Below are 19045 nucleotides of genomic sequence, written 5' to 3' on the forward strand. Positions count from 1 at the left end.
CGGCCCAGTGGACCGGGGACCCGACTAAGCGCTCAGCGCTCAGGCCTTGGCGGCGGCAATGCGCTCGCGGAACTTGGCCAGCTCCTCACGGATCGCAGCCGGGACCTTGTCACCGAACTGCTCGTAGTACTCCTCGGTGGAGTCCATCTCGGCAGCCCAGGCGTCGGGGTCGATGTCGTACATCTGGTTCCAGACGGACTCGTCGACGTCCACGCCGTCGAGGTTGAAGTCCTCGAACTTCGGGTACAGGCCCGTCACACCCTCGATGGCCTCGACCTCACCGGCGGAGCGGCGCACGATCCAGTCGAGCACGCGGGAGTTGTCGCCGTAGCCCGGCCACAGGAACTTGCCGTCGGCGTCCTTGCGGAACCAGTTGACCTGGTAGACCTTCGGGAAGTTCTCGCCCAGCTGCTCCTGCATCTCCAGCCAGTGGCCCCAGTAGTCGGCCATGTGGTAGCCGCAGAAGGGCAGCATGGCGAAGGGGTCGTGGCGCAGCGAGCCGGCCTTGACGTCGGTGGCGGCAGCGGTGACCTCGGAGGCCACGGCGGAGCCGATGAAGACGCCGTGCGCTGGGCTGTACTGCTCCGCCACCAGCGGCACGTTGGTGGCGCGGCGACCGCCGAACAGAATGGCGTCAATGGCAACGCCCTCGGGGGCCTCCCAGTCCGGGCAGATGATCGGGCACTGCGCAGCGGGCGTAGTGAAGCGCGAGTTCGGGTGCGCGGCCTTCTTGCCGGCCTCGGCATCGGCGGGGGTGTAGTCGTTGCCCTGCCAGTCGATCAGGTGGTCCGGCAGCTCGGCGTCGATGCCCTCCCACCACACGTCGCCGTCGTCGGTCAGGGCGACGTTGGTGAAGATGGTGTTGGCCTTCATGGTGTCCATGGCCACCGGGTTCGTCTTGTACGACGTGCCCGGGGCGACGCCGAAGAAGCCGGCCTCGGGGTTGATGGCGCGCAGGCGGCCGTCCTCGCCGGGGCGCATCCAGGCGATGTCGTCACCGACGGTCTCGACCTTGTAGCCGGGGATGGTCGGCTGGAGCATGGCCAGGTTGGTCTTGCCGCAGGCGCTCGGGAAGGCCGCGGTGACGTGGTACTGCTTGCCGGACTTCTCATCGGTCAGGCGCAGGATGAGCATGTGCTCGGCCATCCAGCCGTCGCGGCGGGCCATGGTCGAGGCGATGCGCAGCGCGTAGCACTTCTTGCCCAGCAGGGCGTTGCCGCCGTAACCGGAGCCGTAGGACCAGATCTCGTTGGTCTCCGGGAACTGGGTGATGTACTTCTCGTCGTTACAGGGCCAGGTGGTGTCCTCCTGGCCGGGGGCCAGCGGGGCGCCGACGGAGTGCACGCAGGGAACCCAGGTGCGCCCCTCGTTGATCAGGTCCATGGCCTTGGCGCCCATGCGCGTCATGATGCGCATGTTGGTGACGACGTACGGGGAGTCGGTGATCTCGATGCCCAGCTGGGAGATCGGACCGCCGAGCGGCCCCATGGAGAAGGGGATCACGTACATCGTGCGGCCGGCGTAGGTGCCGTCGAACTTCTCGTTGAGGATCTTCTTCATCTCGGCCGGGTCGTACCAGTTGTTGGTCGGGCCGGCGTCCTCCTCCTTCTCGGAGCAGATGAAGGTACGGGACTCCACGCGGGCAACATCGCTGGGCAGCGAGCGCGCGAGGAAGGAGTTGGGGCGCTTTTCCGGGTTGAGGCGGACGAACATGCCCGACTCCACCATCTCGGAGGTCAGGCGGTCCCACTCCTCCTCGGAACCGTCACAGAAGTAGACGTCTTCCGGCTTGCCGAGCTCGGCGAGACGGACGGCAAAGGCAATGACGTCCTCGGGGGCGTTGGCCGGTGCAGCCGCCCGGACGTCCTGCTCAGACACAGTCATGTGAGTCCTTCTTTCTTTTGGTTCTCATGACTCAACGGGGTCGGGTCCTATCCTTCCTCATCCGTCGCCGAAGGTCACGTCCGAAGGTCCCTCGTCCGCACATTCGCGCCCTCCCGGGGTGGTGTTTCCCGCCACATCCGCGTGCGTGTAGCGTCGGGGCATGGCCGTCAACCCCTGCCTCGTCATCCGTCATTCCGCGCGCCCACGCGCTTTACGCGGGCTTACTGCGCTGGCGGGGGCCGCAGCCGTGCTGTTGCTGTCGGGCTGCACCGCACATATGGACATGCGCCTGGACGCCTCCGGCACCTACGACGCCGATCTGGTCATGCGCGACACCACGGGCACGGTCTTCACCGAGGCCTCCGACTGCCAGGAGCTCGCCGCCGAATCGCTCGTCGGCACCGCGGACGGCGTGGGCGTGACCGCATCCCCGCTCGGATCCGCCGACGACGCCGACGGCCTGGGCTGCGAGGTGCACGTCACCGGCGTGCCCATCCCGGACGTCGGCGCCTCCGGCTCCAGTGCCGACGCCGGCCTGCTGGTGGCGCGCGACGGCGACCTGTACGTCGTACACCTGGCCGGTTATGGCAACGTAGCCGCCGACGCTTCGGGCGCCGAGGGCGCCGACGGCGCGGCTAACGACGACGCGACAGCCGCAGCGCCCGCCACCGCGAACTCCGCCTCGAACCCGACCACGGGCCCAGATGACTCAGCACCGGAGGACTCGGGCCTCTCCCCCACGGCGGAATCGCTGAACACGGTTGTGGATGCCCACCTGTCGATCACCTTCCCGGGCGCCGTCGTCGACGCCGGCGGCGGCACCGTCTCCGGCACCACGGTCACCTGGGAGGATGCCGACGTCCTGTACGACGGCGTGAGCGCATCGGGGTACGCCACGGCGGGGACAGGCGTTTCCACCTGGGACCGCTACGGGTGGTGGATTGTCGCGGGGGTCGCCGGGGTCGGCGCGGCAGTGGGTGCGGCCGCGCTGCGCCGGCACCGTTCCTGACGCCGCGGCCGCCCCCGCCTCAGCCGAGTAGCCGGTGGCGGGTGATGGTGGCCTCGCGGCCCGCACCCACCCCGATGGCGGAGACGCGGCAGCCGGCGAGCTCCTCGATGCGCAGCACGTAGTCGCGGGCGGCTGCGGGCAGGTCCTCGAAGCGGCGCACGCCGGTGATGTCCTCGCTCCAGCCGGGCAGCTCCTCGTAGACCGGCTTGGCGTGGTGGAAGTCGGTCTGGGTCAGCGGCATCTCGGAGGTGACCTCGCCGTCGACGTCGTAGGCGACGCATACGGGGATGGTCTCGTGCCCGGTGAGCACGTCGAGCTTGGTCATGACCAAGTCGGTGAGCCCGTTGACGCGGGCGGCGTAGCGGGTGACGACGGCGTCGTGCCAGCCGCAGCGGCGCGGGCGGCCGGTAGTGACCCCGTACTCACCGCCCTCGGCGCGCAGCCGCTCACCCATGGCGTCGGCGAGCTCGGTGGGGAAGGGCCCCTCGCCGACGCGGGTGGTGTAGGCCTTGACCACGCCGACGACGGCGTCGATGCGGGTGGGCCCCACGCCGGTGCCGGTGCAGGCGCCACCGGCGGTCGGGTTGGAGGAGGTCACGAAGGGGTAGGTGCCGTGGTCGATGTCGAGCATGGTGGCCTGGCCGGCCTCGAACAGGACGGTCTTGCCGGCGTCGAGGGCCCGGTTGAGCAGCAGGGAGGTGTCCACGACCATGGGGCGCACGCGGTCGGCGTAGGACAGCAGCTCGTCGGCCACGGCGTCGGGGTCGATGGCGGGCCGGTTGAAGACCTTGAGCAGCAGGCTGTTCTTCTGATCCAGGGCGGAGTGGACCTTCTGCCGCAGGATCGACTCGTCGAACAGGTCCTGCACGCGCAGGCCCACGCGGTTCATCTTGTCCGCATAGGTGGGGCCGATGCCGCGGCCGGTGGTGCCCAGCTGGCGGGCACCGAGGAAGCGCTCGGTGGTGCGGTCCATGACCCGGTTGTAGGAGGGGATCAGGTGGGCGTTGGCGGAGATCTTCAGCGAGGAGGCGTCCTTGCCGCGGGAGGTGATCTCCTCGATCTCGGAGAACAGCACCTCCAGGTCCACCACCACACCGTTACCGATGACGGGGGTGACCCCGGGGGTGAGCACGCCCGCGGGCAGTAGGTGGAAGGCGAAGGACTCGCCGTCGATGACGACGGTGTGGCCGGCGTTGTTGCCGCCGTTGAACTTGACGACGTAGTCGACGCCCTGGCCGAGCTGGTCGGTCGCCTTGCCCTTTCCTTCGTCTCCCCATTGAGTCCCGACGACGACGACGGCTGGCATTGCTGCTCCCTGTGTGAGTGGGTGCCCCGCGGTGCTCCTGCGCGCCCCTTGGGACAGGCGCGGCCTGCGGACGCGCCGCGGGTCAGCCTACCCGCGCCAGGAGCCGCCCACGGGCAACGCCGACTGGCGGACACGCTCCGACGGCTTGTCCCGGCAGCACGCGGACGCCTCCGACCGTTGCGGCCGAAGCCCCGCCGCTTCAGGTGGATGTGACCGAGTTGCAGCACTTAACGATAATCATTACCGTTTAACGTATGAGAACGATTCCCCATACCAGAAATCTCATCCTGGCCGCCGCAGCGGCGTTGACCATGACCTTGACCGCCTGCGGGTCATCCCCAGCGGGAGACCCCGGCTCCCCCGATACCACGCAGGCGCAGGCCACCACGGCGTCGTCGGAGAAACCCGTGGAGGTCGCCGACGTGGACCCGCGCGCCGCCATCGCCTACGACGGCGGCATCCAGATCGTGGACACCTCCGACGGCTCCGTCGTGGCGGACATCGAGAAGGAGGGCTTCCTGCGCCTCAACCCGGCCGGGGACGGCCGCCACGTGCTCGTCTCCTCCGCCGAGGGATTCGAGGTCCTTGACCTGGGAATGATCGTCAAACCCCACGGGGACCACAACCACTACTACACCACCACCCCGAAGCTCACCGGGTCGGTGATCGCGGCGGAGACCCCCGGACACGTCGTCACCCACGCCGGGAAGACGGCCGTATTCGACGACGGCACGGGCACGGTGACCATCTTTGAGACCAACGCCCTGGAGGACGGGCAGCTCAGCCCCGAGGAGCTGACCAGCTTCAAGACGAATGACCCGCACCACGGCGTCGCCGTCCCCCTGGCCAGTGGCAGCGTCCTGGTGACCGAGGGGACCGAGGACGAGCGACACACGATCCATGAGCGCAAGGCCGACGGTTCCATCGGCGCCGAGTCGACCGACTGCCCCGGCGTCCACGGCGAGGCCACAGCCCAGGGCGAGGACGTGGCCAGCTTCGGCTGCACCAACGGCTCGGTAGTGTTCCGCGATGGGCAGTTCCACAAGGTGGCGGTGCCGGAGGCGTATCAGCGCAGCGGCAACCAATTCGGCTCCCCCGACTCCCCCTATGTGCTCACCGACTACAAGACCGTCGAGCCGGTCGACGGCGCGGAGCCCGAGCATCCCACGCGGGTCGGCATCATCGACACGACCGATGCCACCACCAAGACCGTGGAGCTGGGCTCGGCCTACTGGTTCCGCTCCTTCGGCCGCGGCGCCGATGGGGAAGGCGTGGTGCTCACCTACGACGGCAAGCTGAACATCCTCGATCCGGCGTCCGCCGCCGTGACCAAGCAGGTGGATGTGGTCACGCCCTGGACGGAGAATGAGAACTGGCAGGAGCCCGGCCCCAATGTGAAGACGGCAGGCGACTTCGCCTACGTCACCGACCACGCCGCCAAGAAGTTGCACCTCGTACAGATCTCCACCGGTGAGCTGATCTCCAGCCTGGACCTGAGCGTGGTGCCCAATGAGATGACGGTGATTGACGCCGAGCTCAAGCACTGAGACCCGGTTTTTCGGCACCGGCGCATACCGCCACGCCGTCGCCTACCGGGTCCGGCGTCCCGGCGCTCTGGTCCGTGAGCGGCTCTCATGGACCAGAGCGCCGGGACGCAGCTACGTCTTCGCCTTATCGACCGACCTCGGCACGTAACTTCTACCGACCCCGGCGAGTTGGGGCGGCGGCGCGCAGGCGGTCAATCACGGGCCGCTGCACCAGAGCCATGAGATAGCCGATGAAGGCGACGCCGAGCAGCACCATGAACCAGCCGGCGGCGGCGCGGGCGCCGGGCAGGGCAACCACGATCACGGGGACGGCAAGCAGAAGCAGGCACACGGCGGTGCGGCCGAGCGCCCCGACGGCCAGGCGCGCCGCATTGGCCACGTGCGCGCCGACGGTGTTGTCGAAGAAGGCGACCAGCGGCACCAGCCAGATCAGGACGGCGACGATCAGCAGCGCCCCGGCGTCGACCAGACCAGTCAGGGCGGCACCGCCCAGCTGGGAGAGTGACAGGTTCATCCAGGCGGCCAGTCCCGCCGCGGCGAGCGCCGGCAGCCACCAGGCCAGCGACTGGGCCAGGTTGGTGCGGAACGAGTGCCACCAGGTGCGCACCGTGTAGGTGTCCTCATCGCGCGCCATTTCCATCACCACGCGGGCGCAGGCGGTAAGCGCTGCGCCCGCGGTGATGATGGGCAGGCACCCCAGCAGGGTGAGCAGGTTGACGACGACGAGGTCGGCGGCCGCAGACCACGCCCGGTAGAAGGCCGAGTCGGGTCTTAGGAAACCGGACATGACGTGGGCGGCTCAACCCTTGACGGCGCCGGCGGCGACGCCCTCGACGATGTACTTCTGGCCGAAGGCGTAGAAGACGACGATCGGGATGATGGCCAGAACCAGCATCGCCATCTGGGCACCCATGTCGCGGTTGCCGTTGGAGCCGACGAGCATCTGGATGACGATGGGGACCGTCTTGTAGCGCTCGTCCTGGCCGATGACCAGGTTCGGCAGGAGGAAGTCGTTCCACACCCACATGGCATTCAGGACCGCGACCGTCACCGACGTCGGCTTGAGCAGCGGCATCACCACCCGGAAGTAGCTCTGCAGCGGGGTGCAGCCGTCCATGTAGGCGGCCTCCTCGATGTCCATCGGCACGGACTTGATGAAGCCCGCGAACAGGAACACGGACAGGCCGCCGCCGAAGCCCAGGTAGAGGATGATCATGCCCCACGGCGTCGCCAGGCCCAGCGCGTCGGCGATCTTGACGGTGGGGAACATGACCAGCTGGAAGGGGGCAATCATGGAGAAGGCGAACAGGTAGTAGATCAGGGAGGTCCACCAGGTCTTGACGCGGGTGATGTAGTACGCGGTCATGGCCGTCAGCAGCACGATCACCGCCACCGAGCCGACGGTGATGAACAGCGACCAGCCCAGGGCCCGGGCGAAGCCGGACAGCTGCAGACCGGTGATGTAGTTGCTCAGCCCGGCGAAGGTCTCGCCGGTGGGCAGGGAGAAGGGCGAGTCGGAGATGAAGAACTTGCCCTTGAAGGAGTTGATCAGGATGAACAGCAGCGGAATGATCCAGATCAGCGACAGCACCGTCAGCAGGGCGGTGAGCAGGTTCTGACCGGCCGTCTGCTTGCGGCGGGCGGGCTTGGAGGGCTGCATCGGCTTTATGGCCGTCGGGCCCATGGGGGCGAGGGTCTCGGTGCTCACGCTTCAACCTCCTTGGCGCGGGTCGCGCGCAGCTGCAGCACGGCGATGACGGAAACGATGATGAAGAAGATGACGGCCTGCGCCTGGGCGATGCCCTGCTTGCCGACCTGCTTGTACATCAGGTCGACGATGTTCAGCGCCGCCATCTGCGTCTGCTTGAGCGGAGCGCCGTTGGTCAGCGCCAGGTTCTGGTCGTACATCTTGAAGGTGTTGGCCAGGGTGAGGAACAGGCAGATGGTGATGGAGGGCATGACCATCGGGATGGTGACGTGGCGCAGGGTCATCCACTTTCCGGCGCCGTCGATCTGGGACGCCTCGATCAGCTCCGGCGGCACGTTCTGCAGACCGGCGATGTAGATGATCATCATGTAGCCCATGAGCTGCCAGTTGATCAGCAGGATCAGGCCGGCCATGCCCAGGCGCCAGTCGTTGACGATGGTCTGACCCCAGTGGCGCAGAATCGCGTTGAGCATGACCTGCCAGGTGTAGCCCAGGACGATGCCGCCGATCAGGTTCGGCATGAAGAACACCGAGCGGAACAGGTTGGTGCCGCGCAGCTTGCGGGTGAGCAGGTAAGCCAGGACGAAGGCGCCGAGGTTGACAGTAATGATGGAGATGGCCGAGACCAGGGCGGTGAAGCCGAGCGCCTTGACGAAGCCGGTGTTGCCGGTCAGCGCGGTCTGGTAGTTGTCGAAGCCGACCCACTTGGCGTTGGTGAGCGTGGTGAATTTGGTCAGTGACAGGTACAGGCCCATGAAGAAGGGCACGATGAACGCGATGAGGAAGGCGATCAGCGTGGGGCCGGTGAAAACGAGGAAGTACTTCTTGAGCGACTTGGTCATGTGTGTCTCGAGGGGTTCACGGAGGCGGGCGGCGACAGGGCGGTTGAGTGGGAATGACAGGCGGCGCCCGGCAGTGTCACCGGGCGCCGCCGTCGTTAATTCACGATCCTACAAGGGCCACTCGACGGCCACTGTCGGGGTGCGGAGAATCAGGCGCTCTTCTCGGCGTGCCACTCCTCGACGAAGTAGTTCTTGACGTCGTCCCAATCCTCGGCGCCGGAGGCGTACTGGGACAGGTGCTGGCCGACCTGGTCCTTGAAGTCCTGGCTCGGGAAGGTCTGGAAGACCCAGTTGATCGGGTACAGGTCATCGTTGTTCATGTACTCCACGACCTCGGCGCCGAGCGGGTCGGCAGGGGCGAGCTCGGCGAAGGCCGAGTAGGGAGCCATGGAGACCACGGAGTTGTCGGTGAGCAGCTTGGCGGCCTCGGCATCCATGAACAGCCAGTTCAGGAAGTCGATGGAGGCCTGCTGGTCCGCCTCGGAGGCCTGGGAGTTGATCGACAGGAAGTTCTCGGTTCCCAGCGCGATGCCGGAGTCCTCCTCGCCGTCCACGCCGATGTAGATCGGCATGAAGTGGATCTGGTCCTCCTTGACGACGTTGCCGTCGACCTCGGAGATCTGGGACCAGGCCCAGTTACCGTTCTGGACCATGGCGGCCTTGCCCAGGGCGAACTCGGCCATCGAGTCCGAAACGTACTTGGAGGACAGCGCAGAGGGCTCGACCGTGGAGTTGTTGAGGTAGAGGTCGAAGATCTGCCGGTAATTGTCCGAGTAGGTCAGCTCGAGGTCAGGAGTGTCGGTGACGCCCTTGTCCTTGAACTCGTAGTAGATGGGGTAGTTGGCCAGGTGGGTCTGCCAGCGCCAGTCCTCACCGGGGGTGAAGGAGGTACAGGCGAAGACACCGTCGATACCCAGCTCGTCCTTCTTGGACTGCATGTCCTCGACGACCTCCTTGAGCTTGTCGAAGCCCTTGATCTCATCGATGGAGGAGGCCTTGGCGCCGTCCGTCGCGAAGTAGGCGTCCATGATCTCGCCGTTGTAGATCAGGCCATAGCCCTCGGTTGCGAGCGGGGAGCCGTAGACGGTGCCGGCATCGTCGGTCAGGGCCATGGACGGGTCGGTGAGGTCCTTGACGAAGTCTGCGTCCGAGATGTCGAGCGCGTAGTCCTGCCAGGTGGCCAGGCCGACCGGGCCATTGATGTTGAAGATCGTGGGCGGGTTGGACTTGGCTACCTCGGTCTGCAGGGTCTGCTCGTAGGTGCCGGAGGCGGCGGTGACGACCTTGACCTGGACACCGGTCTTCTCGGTGTAGGTGGAGGCGATGGTCTTGAAAACCTCCTCGGCCTCGGGCTTGAAGTTCAGGAAGTAGACCGAGCCGGTCCCGGAGTCGCCGGAGTCGGACCCGTTGGAGCAGGCGGCCAGAGTCGCGGCGAGCGCGACCGCCGCGGAGCCACCGAGCATAGAGCGACGGGTGATGGGTCGCATTGATTGTCCTCCCTTGGACACGGAGTTGCCGGACCGAGGCCCGGAGAGAGCGGCTGCCAATCGTGCGTCACGAACCGCGAAGCGGCCCATCGCCCGACGGCGCTGACGCCCCCATTACACACGACACCCCGGCTTGTTGCAAGCCTTGCAAACCAGATTCGGGGCATTCATGGGCGGATGCGGGGTTTTGTGTGCATTCACAGCCCCATCCTGTAACCTTTTTGCAAGGACTGCGCCGACCCATTGCAGGCCGGTACTCGTCCTCACACCGCCCCTCACGCCAACCTCCGCCTGTCATGCCGCTGCCGCATTCCGACCCGAGCGGTATGATTCTGGTATGACTCAGAAGATTGCGGTAAGCCTCCCGGATGCGCAGGTCAGCTCGATCCGGCGCGCGGTTGCGCAGGGGCGGGCGGCGTCGGCGTCCGGGTACATCAGCGCCGCGGTCGCCCGCGCCGAGCGCGAAGACGGCCTGACCGAGCTGCTCGATGACTTGGACCGCGAGCTGGGCCAGGTCGACGACGCCGACCTGGCCTGGGCCGACCGCGCCCTCGGACTGGCGTGACTACGGACGTCGAGGTCACGGGCCTGACCCTGGACACCGGGGCGCTGCTGGCGCTCGAGCGCGGCGACGCCAGAATGCGGGCCCTGCTGCGCCGGGCGACCGAGGCCGGGATGGCACTGGCAGTACCCGCCGGCGTCGTCGCCCAAGCCTGGCGAGGAGGACCCCGCCAAGCGCGTGTCGCCCGCCTGCTCGGTGACCCCGCGGTTCAGGTCATCCCGCTGGACGATGTGACGGCGCGGGCGGTGGGGCTGCTATGCCGCCGCAGCGGACACCCTGACATCGTCGACGTCCATGTGGCACTGCACGCCCACGAGCATGGCCACGCGGTGGTGACCTCGGACCCGGGCGACCTGCGCGCCGTCACCCCCACTCTGCGCCTCATCGCCGTCTAACCTGCCGACGCCACCGGCCCGGCGCCGACATCAAGCACGCCCCGCCTCGCCAGGCGGTGTGCTCAGTCGTCCCGGTGGCGCATCCAGTACAGGTAGGAGTACACGCCCATGACTCCGAAGAAGAGTGGATACAGCCAGACACGCGGGGTCAGCCACGCCTCGATGGACAGCAGGTCGCCGTTCTCCAGCCCCAGCAGGACTCGCGCCACCATGAGCGACCACAGGAACTGCGCGGCCACCCGCCTGGCAGTCGGCCGACGGTGCCGCGTGCGCTCGCCGGTTACAGTCATGGGACTCCCCTTCAACTCGTGCATCCCGTTGTTCTCCGCGGAAGCCGGCGGCCCCGGCACCGCGTGGGTGCCGGGGCCGCCGCCAATGTCACAGCGCGTTCAGACGCTCTCCGCACGCACGGCTGCCCGGTGAGGCAAGGCCACCGCCGGGCACGCCGTCGTCGGGACGATCAGCGCTTGGCGGAGCCGACGGAGCCGAGGCGCTCGCAGGCCTCGACCACGCGGGCGGCCATGCCCTCCTCGGCAGCCTTGCCCCAGACGCGCGGGTCGTAGGTCTTCTTGTTGCCGACCTCGCCGTCGATCTTGAGCACGCCGTCGTAGTTCTTCAGCATGTGGTCGACGACCGGGCGGGTGAAGGCGTACTGGGTGTCGGTGTCCACGTTCATCTTGATGACGCCGTTGCGCACCGCGGTGGCGATCTCCTCGTCGGTGGAGCCGGAGCCGCCGTGCATGACCAGGTCGAACGGCGAGTCCTTCACGCCCACCTTGGTGGACAGGCGGTCGCCCAGGCGGGCGGCGACGTCCTTCTGGATGTCGCCGAGGATCTCCGGGCGCAGCTTGACGTGGCCGGGCTTGTAGGAGCCGTGCACGTTGCCGAAGGTCAGGGCGGTGATGTAGCGGCCGTTCTCACCCAGGCCGAGGGCCTCGATGGCGCGCCAGGCGTCATCGGCCGTGGTGTAGAGGTTGGCGTTCTCGTCACCGGAGATGCCGTCCTCCTCGCCGCCGACGGCGCCGATCTCGATCTCCAGGACCGTGTTGGCGGCCTTCGCGCGCGCCAGCATGTCCACGGCGATCTCAATGTTGTCATCCAGGGACTCGGCCGAGCCGTCCCACATGTGGGAGTTGAACATCGGCAGCTCCCCGCGCTTGACCTGCTCGGCCTCCATCTCCAGCAGCGGGAGGATCCAGGGCTCGAGCATCTTCTTGGGGCAGTGGTCGGTGTGCAGACCGATCGTCACCGGGTAGAGGTCACCAACAGCGCGGGCGTAGGCCGCGAAGGCAACAGAGCCCTTGACGCGGTCGAGCCGGGAGGAGCCGGACCAGTAGGCGGCGCCGCCGTTGGAGATCTGGACGATTCCGTCGGACTCGGCGTCGGCGAAACCCTTGAGCGCCGCAGACAGGGTCTGCGAGGAAGTGACGTTGATCGCGGGGATGGCGTACTTGCCGGCCTTGGCGCGGTCAAGCATGTCGGCGTAGGACTCCGGGGTTGCAATGGCCACTGGGTGCCTCCTGAGGAAAGTGAATAGTCAGTGGTGCACCGCTGATTCTGTCACGGATTTGCGCGTCGGTGAACCGGATCATGGTCCCGGTTGGTTCCGAGCCGAGGTTTCACCGTCGGCGATGACCTGGATCACCCTGCCTAGAGCGGTGCCACAATTGAGGTGCAGCTGGTTGGGTGCAAGGACGCCCAGCCGCGCGACTCTCGGAACCTCCGAGGCCGCAACCACTGGAGGTGGTTGACATGGCAGCATCAGCATTCGACCCGTTCCGCGACCTGGACCGCTGGCTGAGTGGCGGCATGGTACGCACGCCCGCATCCGTCGGTATGCCGCTCGACCTATACCGCGAGGGCGAGTCCTTCGTTGCCCGCATCGACTTGCCCGGCGTGGACCCCGCGACGATCGACGTCGACGTCGAGGACCGCACCCTGACCGTGCGCGCCGAGCGCCCGGCCACCGACGCCAAGGACGTGCAGTGGCTCGCCCACGAGCGCCCGAGCGGCACCTTCGCCCGCCAGCTCACGCTCGGCCACGGGCTGGCACTGGACCGCATCTCCGCCCAGTACACCGACGGCGTGCTGACCCTGACCATCCCGGTGGCCGAGGAGGCCAAGCCCCGCAAGATCGAGGTCACCCACGCCCCGGCCAACCACCCGGTCATCGAGGCCGAGCAGAGCTGACCGCAGCGCCGGGGCGGCCCGCCGTCGTCCCGCCCAGCGCTCGTCGCAACCCGGCCACGGCCGCTTGTTCACCGCCGGGCCCGTTCTCGACTCAGTCGGGGGCGGGCCCGGCGTGCTGCAGCACCCAGGTGTGCATGGCGACGGCGGCCGCGGCGGCCACGTTGATGGAGCGGGTGGAGCCGTACTGGCCGATCCGCAGCACCCGGGAGCAGCGCGCCAACAGTGCCGGGCTGATGCCCTCCCCCTCGCTGCCGAACACCATCAGGCAGCGCTCGGGCAGTACGGCCTCCTCCAATAGCTCCGCCCGCGGCCCGTTGTCGATGCCGACGACTTCGTAGCCGGCTTCGGCGGCCCACTCCAGCAGCGCGTCCGGCTCGGGGTGGTGGCGCACATCCAGGTAGCGGTTGGTGACCATGGCGCCGCGCTTGTTCCAGCGGCGCCGCCCAATGATGTGCACGGCAGCCACGTTGAAGGCGTTGGCGGTACGCACGATCGACCCGATGTTCAGGTCCTGGGCGACGTTCTCCACGGCCACGTGCAGCGGGTGGGCGCGGTCGGCCAGGTCGGCGCGGATCGCCTCGATTGTCCAGTAGCGGTAGCGGTCGACGACGTTGCGGCGGTCGCCGTCGGCCAGCAGCGCCCGGTCGTAGCGGGGGTCGTCGGGCCAGTCGTCCCGCCCACCGGGCCACGGCCCGACCCCGACCTCGCGCGGCGCACCCTCCTCTGTCCGCGCATCGGGCTCGAGCGGCCCGGACGGGTCGGCGGTGTCGCGGTCGTCTGGGATGTCCGGATCAGCGCCGCCGACGTCACCCGCACACCGTTCACCTCGGTATCCCAACATCATCATCTGTCCCCTGCCAGTACGCGACATACGACCACATCCACGATCGCACCTGCGGTAGCTTAGTGACCGTCCTACCGACACGGCTTCAACATGACGACGTCGTCCGAGGAGTCCCATGGCCTTCCCCGACATCACCCGGGAACTGATCGACCGCATCGTCACGCCTCCAGACAAACTGATCTTCCTCACCGGTTCGGGAATCTCATACGAGGCCGGCTACCCCACTTGGGATGACTTCGTCATCAACCTGCTGGTGGGCTCGGGCGCACTGCCGGATCGAGACTCCGCGCGCGGATACCTCGCCGCCGCCGGCAACAGACAAGTCATCGCCGAAGGCGCCCGCGCAGCATGCCATGCGACGGCAGTCAAGCAGGGCGTCGACCCTGACGACGCTTGGCGATCACTGGTCGCACGCGCGCTGCACCCCGCCAACACCCCCGATGACGCCATCGCACCTCCAACCACCTTGCATTACATTCTCGCTAGGCACGCGGCCGCTCACGGGCTTCCGATCCTGACCACCAATTTCGATCTGCTGCACGAAGGAGCCGCAGCGGACTACAACAGATCAGACGTCTTTGTTCTAGACGATTTCCAACCGAGCGAATCTTTCATCAGCGACAATAACGGAAACGACAGGTATCTCCCTACGGTATTTCACCTGCACGGTTATGTTGATGACACAATGTCATGGGAGGGTGGAACTCTCACAGGATTCACATCTGTCAACCCCATAGTAACCCAGTCCGACTACAATAAAGTATTGCACGACAAGAGCAGTTGGCAACTCGAGTTGCTGAATGCAATCAGAACATCCGGATTCAGCCTTTTCATAGTCGGACACTCACTGACGGACCACGATCTACAGGCATGGTTCGAAGCGATACGAAACTCCGCATCTAGGTCATGCAACAGCGACGAGTCAGCATCTCCCACTGAGAGCGTCCCTCTGGGCTACCTGGTGATCGCGAAGGAGAGCTTAGGCGGGCTACAGGATCTGGGGGACGCCGATTTCGCGGATTACCGTCGACTTCTCGAAAAGCAGTGGGAACAACTCGGAATCACGGTGCTTATCACGGAACACTTTTCTGACGCAACGACGCTAATCGAGGAGTACCTGTATCGCTATGGCGCCGGTTCCACTTCCCGCAGCGACAACCAGTCACCGCAAGAACGCGTTTCTCACATCTTCAACAGCGTTGTCAGCGGCAACCGTCTCGAGACTACATCCCGGGCGTTCGTCAAATGTGCCACGCTAAACCTGAAGGACGACCGGCTTGCACGGTCAGACGTGTCAGTATGGCTCGCCGACGGCTCCCATCAACTGCACAGGATCGGCAAGCAAGGACACGTCTTCCTGATTCCGGAAGTCGTCAAGACGATAAGCACTCGACCAGGCAGTATGTGGGTAGCAGCACAGGCCCTACATTCTGAAACGCAGCAAGTGGAGACGAAAGACATAGAGCACTGGGACGCAATTCTTGGACAGCGCGTGACAATCTCCCAGCCGAACAAACCACCAACCGTATGCGGATCCGTCACGATCGCAGTCCAACTCGCAGATGACGCTGACACCGGTTCGAAAAACGCCCAGGATCTCGCTGATACCATAGTCGAGGACCACGCCCTTCATGATTACCTTGACAAGCTCGTCAAAGACGTAGCCGATGTTCTTGAACGCCAGCTCGTGCCGCTCGCCTAGCCGCCGCGAGTCATGTATCCTGAGTTGGTCTCTTAAGGAGCAGACATGACGATGATGATGCAGTCTCTACCGCAGTCACCGAATCAGCCCGCACAGGAAGAGCGCGTTGTCGCCGTCCCGGTCACTGGCGACGGAACTCGGTTCCGTCTGGTGACCGTGCGTACCGGCCGTCGCAACATTCGCACGCGATCCAAGCCGCAGCGCACCGAACCGCAGTCAAAGACGGCAAGAAGCGCCTGACCGTCGCCGATCCGAAGCTGACGGACGCTGCAGATACAGTCCTAACGCAGTCCTCGTCCTAGCGCTGGCCTCCCGGCCCCCGCTCACACGTGGAGCCTGCGGGGCGGTCCCGGGCGGCCCGGACCGGTCCGCGGTGTCAGTCAAGTCCCAGGTCCGCGAGTCCGAGGGCAGCGTGGTAGGGCAGGCCGGCGGCCTCGATCCGCTCGCGCGCCCCGGTGGCGCGGTCCACGATCACGGCGACGGCGAGCACGTTCGCACCCGCCTCGCGCAGCGCGGCGACAGCCTCCAGCGGGGAGCCGCCGGTGGTGGAGGTGTCCTCCAGGACTACCACGTTGCGGCCGGCGACGTCGGGGCCCTCCACGCGGCGCTTCATGCCGTGGTCCTTGGCGGCCTTGCGCACCACGAAGGCGTCCAGGTCCAGCCCGCGGGAGGCGGCCGCGTGCAGCATGGCGGTGGCAACCGGGTCGGCGCCCATGGTGAGCCCGCCGACGGCGTCGACGTCCTCGGTGCTCAGCCCGGCCTCCTCCAGCATGTCCAGCATGACGTGGCCGATGAGGGGGGCGGCCTCGTGGTGCAGGGTGGCGCGGCGCATGTCCACGTAGAAGTCGGACTCCAACCCGGAGGCGAGGGTGACTTTTCCGCGGACGACGGCGAGGTCGCGGATCAGTTCGGCCAGGCGGGCGCGGTGGGAGTCGTTGGCGATCACGTCGGTACTCACGCCGCCAAGGCTAACCCGGCGGTGGCTGCTGGACGATCTCAAACCGGCCCTTGGCGTTTGAGGTTGTGATGGCGAGGAGGGGATGGGTGTGTGGATGGTGGGATGCCGATGGTTGTGGAGGATTCGCGTCTGCGCACCGCTTGGTGACGGGTGTGATGTCTCAGGACATCGGTGACAGTTCTGCCTCAGGACATCGGTGACACTTGGTGTGTCAGGACATCGGTGACACTTGTGGTTGTTTTCGGGGTCTGCCGCGGTTGGAGCGTGTGCTGGGGTCGTGGTGGCTGACGTACCTGGTGGCTGGGTCGGGCCAGGGGTAACTGGTGATGACCTCGCCGTCGGTGTCGACGAACCGGATAGCGGTGGCGTCCCAGCAGGCGGTGACCTGTTGGCCGGCACGTTTCCTGGAGACCAGGAACGAGGTGTTAGCGATCGTGACGGTGCCGTTGGATGCGATCGTCTTGGCCCGCTCGCCCTGCTCGCCGAGCCGGGACCGGCTGCGGCGCCCCTTGTCGGCCAGGACTTCGTAGTCGTCCAGGGCCTGCTGTGCGACCGCGGCGCTCGGGTCCGGTGGGCCTCCAGGGATCACCGGCTCATCACGCGCGGGGTCGGGGCGCGGTGGAGCGGCGACGGGGGTGGCCTGCCATGCCTGGGCCGGGGTGATGCGCCCGGGCAGGCCCTGGTGGGGGCGCTCGTTGTTGTACAGGTGATCGAAGGCGTCGACCTGGGCCTGCAGCTCCTTGAGATCTTTGGCTAAGGGCTGGCTGTCCAGGTAGCGGAACAGGGTTTGGTGGAAGCGCTCATTCTTACCCTGAGTGGTTGGCTTGTACGGCTTGCCGGTGATCGCATCAACCCCAAGAGTCTTGATGTGCTCTACCAGCGCGCCCTGCATGCCCCGCCTGGTGGGGTTCACAGCAGCACCGTTGTCGGTCAATAGCCGCTGGGGCACCCCGTAGCGGGCGACGGCCCGGTCGAAAACCGCGATAGCAGCATCGCTGGTTCTGCGACCAGGCGACCAGCCACGCCACCGCCAGGCGGGAGTGATCGTCGATGAGCTGGAATACGACGCACTTGCGTCCTCCGGCGAGGACGTACTCGGTGGCGCCCATCTGCCAGCAGGCGTTCGGGGCGGGGTAGACGAACCGCCTCCACGCAGACCTAGGCCGCTTGTGCGGCTCGCGTCTTGCCACGCCCCGTTGGCGGAAGATGCGCGCCAGAGCTGCCGGCGAGGGCGCGTCCAGTCCCATCGCCACCATCTTGTCATGAACCGATACCGGCCCGTGGTCCAGGCCGGAGGACGCCATCGAGGCGCGCACCGCCACCGCCTGGTCCTTGATGTCCTGGCCTAAGGCGGCTGGGCTAGACCTCGGACGCCTGGACAGCGGCTCGAGGACAGCGGCCTGCCCCAGCTCGACGGCCCTGCGTCGCAGCTTGTAGAAGGTGTTGCGGCGGATGGCGTGCTCGGCGCAAAACGAGGTCACCGCACCACGCGGGGCGTCGTCGGGCCACTGAGCAATCGCAAGTCTGATACGCGGGTCAACAGGATCATTACTCACCGGCCCATCACAGCCGAACTGTCACCACCAATAACCCCCGAACTGTCACCGATGTCCTGAGGCAGAACTGTCACCGATGTCCTGAGACATAACACCGCTTGGTGACGGGCGGAGGCCGGAAATGTCCATATTCGGCATTAACGCCGTCGATGCGAATGCAGCCCAATGCGGCATCCGCATGATTTCAACGTTTTGTTCGCGGCCGCCGACACGGCTGGCACCGTTCGTGCCGAATCTGGACATTCCGCTGCGGCCTGCACCCGGGATCGGCCCGCCACACCCTCATACCGAAAGCGCCACGTGATTCCCACCGGTCTCGGCATGTAACAAGTGCCGGTCTCGGCGAAAGAGGGGAGGGTCAGGCGCCGGTGAGGGCGCGCAGGGACTCGTCCATCTGCGCAGGAGTCAGCAGGCCCACGTGCACCTGCTGTACCACGCCGTCGGCACCGATGAAGAAGTGGGAGGGCACGCCCATGATCCCGTAGGCGGCGGAGATCGCCTGGTTGCGGTCAGGCACCTGGGTGAACTCGTTGCCCACACGCTCGGAGTAGGCACTCACCGCGGCGGCGTCCTCCCCCACATAAACCACGATCACCTCCACGTCGTCGCCGTATGCGGCGGCCGCCGCCTGCACATCGGGCATCTCGGTGCGGCAGCCCGTGCACCAGGTGGCCACGAACATCAGCCACACCGGCCGCCCCTCCGTGGCCTGCGGATCCAGCGCCACCTCCTGGGAGTCGAGGTCCGCGGCGGTGAAGGCGGGCGCCGTCTGCCCCGCCACCGGGGCGGTGCTCGCCCCCGCCACGTCCACCTCGGTGACTACTGCGATCTCCGCCTGGGCCGGCCCGGCATCCTCGGGCCCCACCGCCCACCAGGCGGCGATGGCAATGGCGAAGGCCGCCACGATCACCACGGCCACCTGCCCGAAGTGGGAGCCGCGGACGCCGGCGCGCCAGGCCGGCTCGCCGGGGACACCGCCCCGGGCATTGGGATCGGCGTCGGGCCGGTCACCGGCGTCTGCGGAGGCTTCTTCCGGCAGCTCGTCACTCATGTCG

General features: G+C 66.8%; 18 protein-coding genes and 1 pseudogene. 7 read left to right on the forward strand and 12 right to left on the reverse strand.

Annotation, left to right across the window (positions count from 1 at the left end):
• Positions 1 to 39 precede the first annotated feature (39 nt).
• Positions 40 to 1884: a phosphoenolpyruvate carboxykinase (GTP) gene (locus tag CWT12_RS11785; protein WP_161924957.1), complete on the reverse strand. Its 1845-nt coding sequence runs from the start codon at positions 1882 to 1884 to the stop codon at positions 40 to 42.
• A 160-nt stretch (positions 1885 to 2044) separates the two neighbouring features.
• Here CWT12_RS11785 and CWT12_RS11790 point away from each other — a divergent pair, with 160 nt between their 5' ends.
• On the forward strand, positions 2045 to 2893 hold the full coding sequence (locus CWT12_RS11790; RefSeq protein WP_237564178.1) for an LppM family (lipo)protein: 849 nt from the start codon (positions 2045 to 2047) through the stop codon (positions 2891 to 2893).
• Positions 2894 to 2912: 19 nt separating this feature from the next.
• On the opposite strand, the gene CWT12_RS11795 is transcribed toward CWT12_RS11790, so the two are convergent.
• Positions 2913 to 4199, reverse strand: coding sequence for an adenylosuccinate synthase (locus tag CWT12_RS11795; protein ID WP_161924958.1), 1287 nt, complete (start codon positions 4197 to 4199; stop codon positions 2913 to 2915).
• Between the two features lie 254 nt (positions 4200 to 4453).
• Between CWT12_RS11795 and CWT12_RS11800 the strand changes: the two genes are divergently transcribed.
• Positions 4454 to 5746, forward strand: coding sequence for a hypothetical protein (locus CWT12_RS11800; RefSeq protein ID WP_237564179.1), 1293 nt, complete (start codon positions 4454 to 4456; stop codon positions 5744 to 5746).
• A gap of 151 nt (positions 5747 to 5897) precedes the next feature.
• Here the strand turns inward: CWT12_RS11800 and CWT12_RS11805 are convergent, their stop codons facing one another.
• The 4 genes from CWT12_RS11805 to CWT12_RS11820 all read right to left on the reverse strand — a co-directional run bounded on the left by CWT12_RS11805 (position 5898) and on the right by CWT12_RS11820 (position 9783).
• Positions 5898 to 6533, reverse strand: a complete 636-nt coding sequence (locus CWT12_RS11805) for a DUF624 domain-containing protein (RefSeq protein ID WP_161924959.1) — start codon at positions 6531 to 6533, stop codon at positions 5898 to 5900.
• A 12-nt stretch (positions 6534 to 6545) separates the two neighbouring features.
• Positions 6546 to 7406: a carbohydrate ABC transporter permease gene (locus CWT12_RS11810; RefSeq protein ID WP_237564416.1), complete on the reverse strand. Its 861-nt coding sequence runs from the start codon at positions 7404 to 7406 to the stop codon at positions 6546 to 6548.
• A 44-nt stretch (positions 7407 to 7450) separates the two neighbouring features.
• A complete protein-coding gene (locus CWT12_RS11815) occupies positions 7451 to 8296 on the reverse strand; it encodes a carbohydrate ABC transporter permease (protein WP_161924960.1) in 846 nt (281 codons plus the stop codon).
• Positions 8297 to 8445: 149 nt separating this feature from the next.
• The gene (locus CWT12_RS11820) at positions 8446 to 9783 is read right to left on the reverse strand and encodes an ABC transporter substrate-binding protein (RefSeq protein ID WP_161924961.1); all 1338 of its coding nucleotides are present in this window, start codon (positions 9781 to 9783) and stop codon (positions 8446 to 8448) included.
• A 337-nt stretch (positions 9784 to 10120) separates the two neighbouring features.
• On the opposite strand from CWT12_RS11820, the gene CWT12_RS11825 reads away from it, so the two are divergent.
• A complete protein-coding gene (locus tag CWT12_RS11825) occupies positions 10121 to 10348 on the forward strand; it encodes a toxin-antitoxin system antitoxin subunit (RefSeq protein ID WP_161924962.1) in 228 nt (75 codons plus the stop codon).
• Entirely contained in the window at positions 10345 to 10740 is a 396-nt protein-coding gene (locus CWT12_RS11830; RefSeq protein WP_237564180.1) for a type II toxin-antitoxin system VapC family toxin, read from the forward strand. The genes CWT12_RS11825 and CWT12_RS11830 overlap by 4 nt, the downstream gene beginning before the upstream one ends.
• A gap of 62 nt (positions 10741 to 10802) precedes the next feature.
• Here the strand turns inward: CWT12_RS11830 and CWT12_RS11835 are convergent, their stop codons facing one another.
• Both CWT12_RS11835 and fbaA read right to left on the reverse strand, forming a co-directional pair.
• Positions 10803 to 11030 (reverse strand): hypothetical protein, encoded by a 228-nt coding sequence (locus CWT12_RS11835; protein ID WP_161924963.1) that lies wholly within the window; start codon positions 11028 to 11030, stop codon positions 10803 to 10805.
• Between the two features lie 170 nt (positions 11031 to 11200).
• Positions 11201 to 12250, reverse strand: coding sequence for a class II fructose-bisphosphate aldolase (gene fbaA / locus CWT12_RS11840; protein ID WP_161924964.1), 1050 nt, complete (start codon positions 12248 to 12250; stop codon positions 11201 to 11203).
• Between the two features lie 242 nt (positions 12251 to 12492).
• Between fbaA and CWT12_RS11845 the strand changes: the two genes are divergently transcribed.
• On the forward strand, positions 12493 to 12930 hold the full coding sequence (locus CWT12_RS11845) for an Hsp20/alpha crystallin family protein (RefSeq protein ID WP_161924965.1): 438 nt from the start codon (positions 12493 to 12495) through the stop codon (positions 12928 to 12930).
• A gap of 91 nt (positions 12931 to 13021) precedes the next feature.
• Here CWT12_RS11845 and CWT12_RS11850 read toward each other — a convergent pair whose 3' ends face one another.
• Positions 13022 to 13771, reverse strand: coding sequence for a TrmH family RNA methyltransferase (locus tag CWT12_RS11850; protein WP_202616348.1), 750 nt, complete (start codon positions 13769 to 13771; stop codon positions 13022 to 13024).
• Between the two features lie 118 nt (positions 13772 to 13889).
• On the opposite strand from CWT12_RS11850, the gene CWT12_RS11855 reads away from it, so the two are divergent.
• Both CWT12_RS11855 and CWT12_RS11860 read left to right on the forward strand, forming a co-directional pair.
• The gene (locus CWT12_RS11855) at positions 13890 to 15476 is read left to right on the forward strand and encodes an SIR2 family protein (RefSeq protein WP_161924966.1); all 1587 of its coding nucleotides are present in this window, start codon (positions 13890 to 13892) and stop codon (positions 15474 to 15476) included.
• 45 nt (positions 15477 to 15521) lie between these two features.
• Positions 15522 to 15716 (forward strand): hypothetical protein, encoded by a 195-nt coding sequence (locus CWT12_RS11860; RefSeq protein WP_161924967.1) that lies wholly within the window; start codon positions 15522 to 15524, stop codon positions 15714 to 15716.
• A 136-nt stretch (positions 15717 to 15852) separates the two neighbouring features.
• Here the strand turns inward: CWT12_RS11860 and pyrE are convergent, their stop codons facing one another.
• The 3 genes and pseudogenes from pyrE to CWT12_RS11875 all read right to left on the reverse strand — a co-directional run bounded on the left by pyrE (position 15853) and on the right by CWT12_RS11875 (position 19041).
• Positions 15853 to 16422: an orotate phosphoribosyltransferase gene (gene pyrE / locus CWT12_RS11865; RefSeq protein WP_202616349.1), complete on the reverse strand. Its 570-nt coding sequence runs from the start codon at positions 16420 to 16422 to the stop codon at positions 15853 to 15855.
• Between the two features lie 223 nt (positions 16423 to 16645).
• A pseudogene (locus CWT12_RS11870) lies at positions 16646 to 17990 on the reverse strand (integrase core domain-containing protein).
• Between the two features lie 358 nt (positions 17991 to 18348).
• The gene (locus CWT12_RS11875) at positions 18349 to 19041 is read right to left on the reverse strand and encodes a TlpA family protein disulfide reductase (protein ID WP_237564182.1); all 693 of its coding nucleotides are present in this window, start codon (positions 19039 to 19041) and stop codon (positions 18349 to 18351) included.
• Between the last annotated feature and the right edge of the window lie 4 nt (positions 19042 to 19045).

This window comes from Actinomyces sp. 432 (genome assembly GCF_009930875.1).
In the GTDB taxonomy this organism is placed as follows: domain Bacteria; phylum Actinomycetota; class Actinomycetes; order Actinomycetales; family Actinomycetaceae; genus Actinomyces.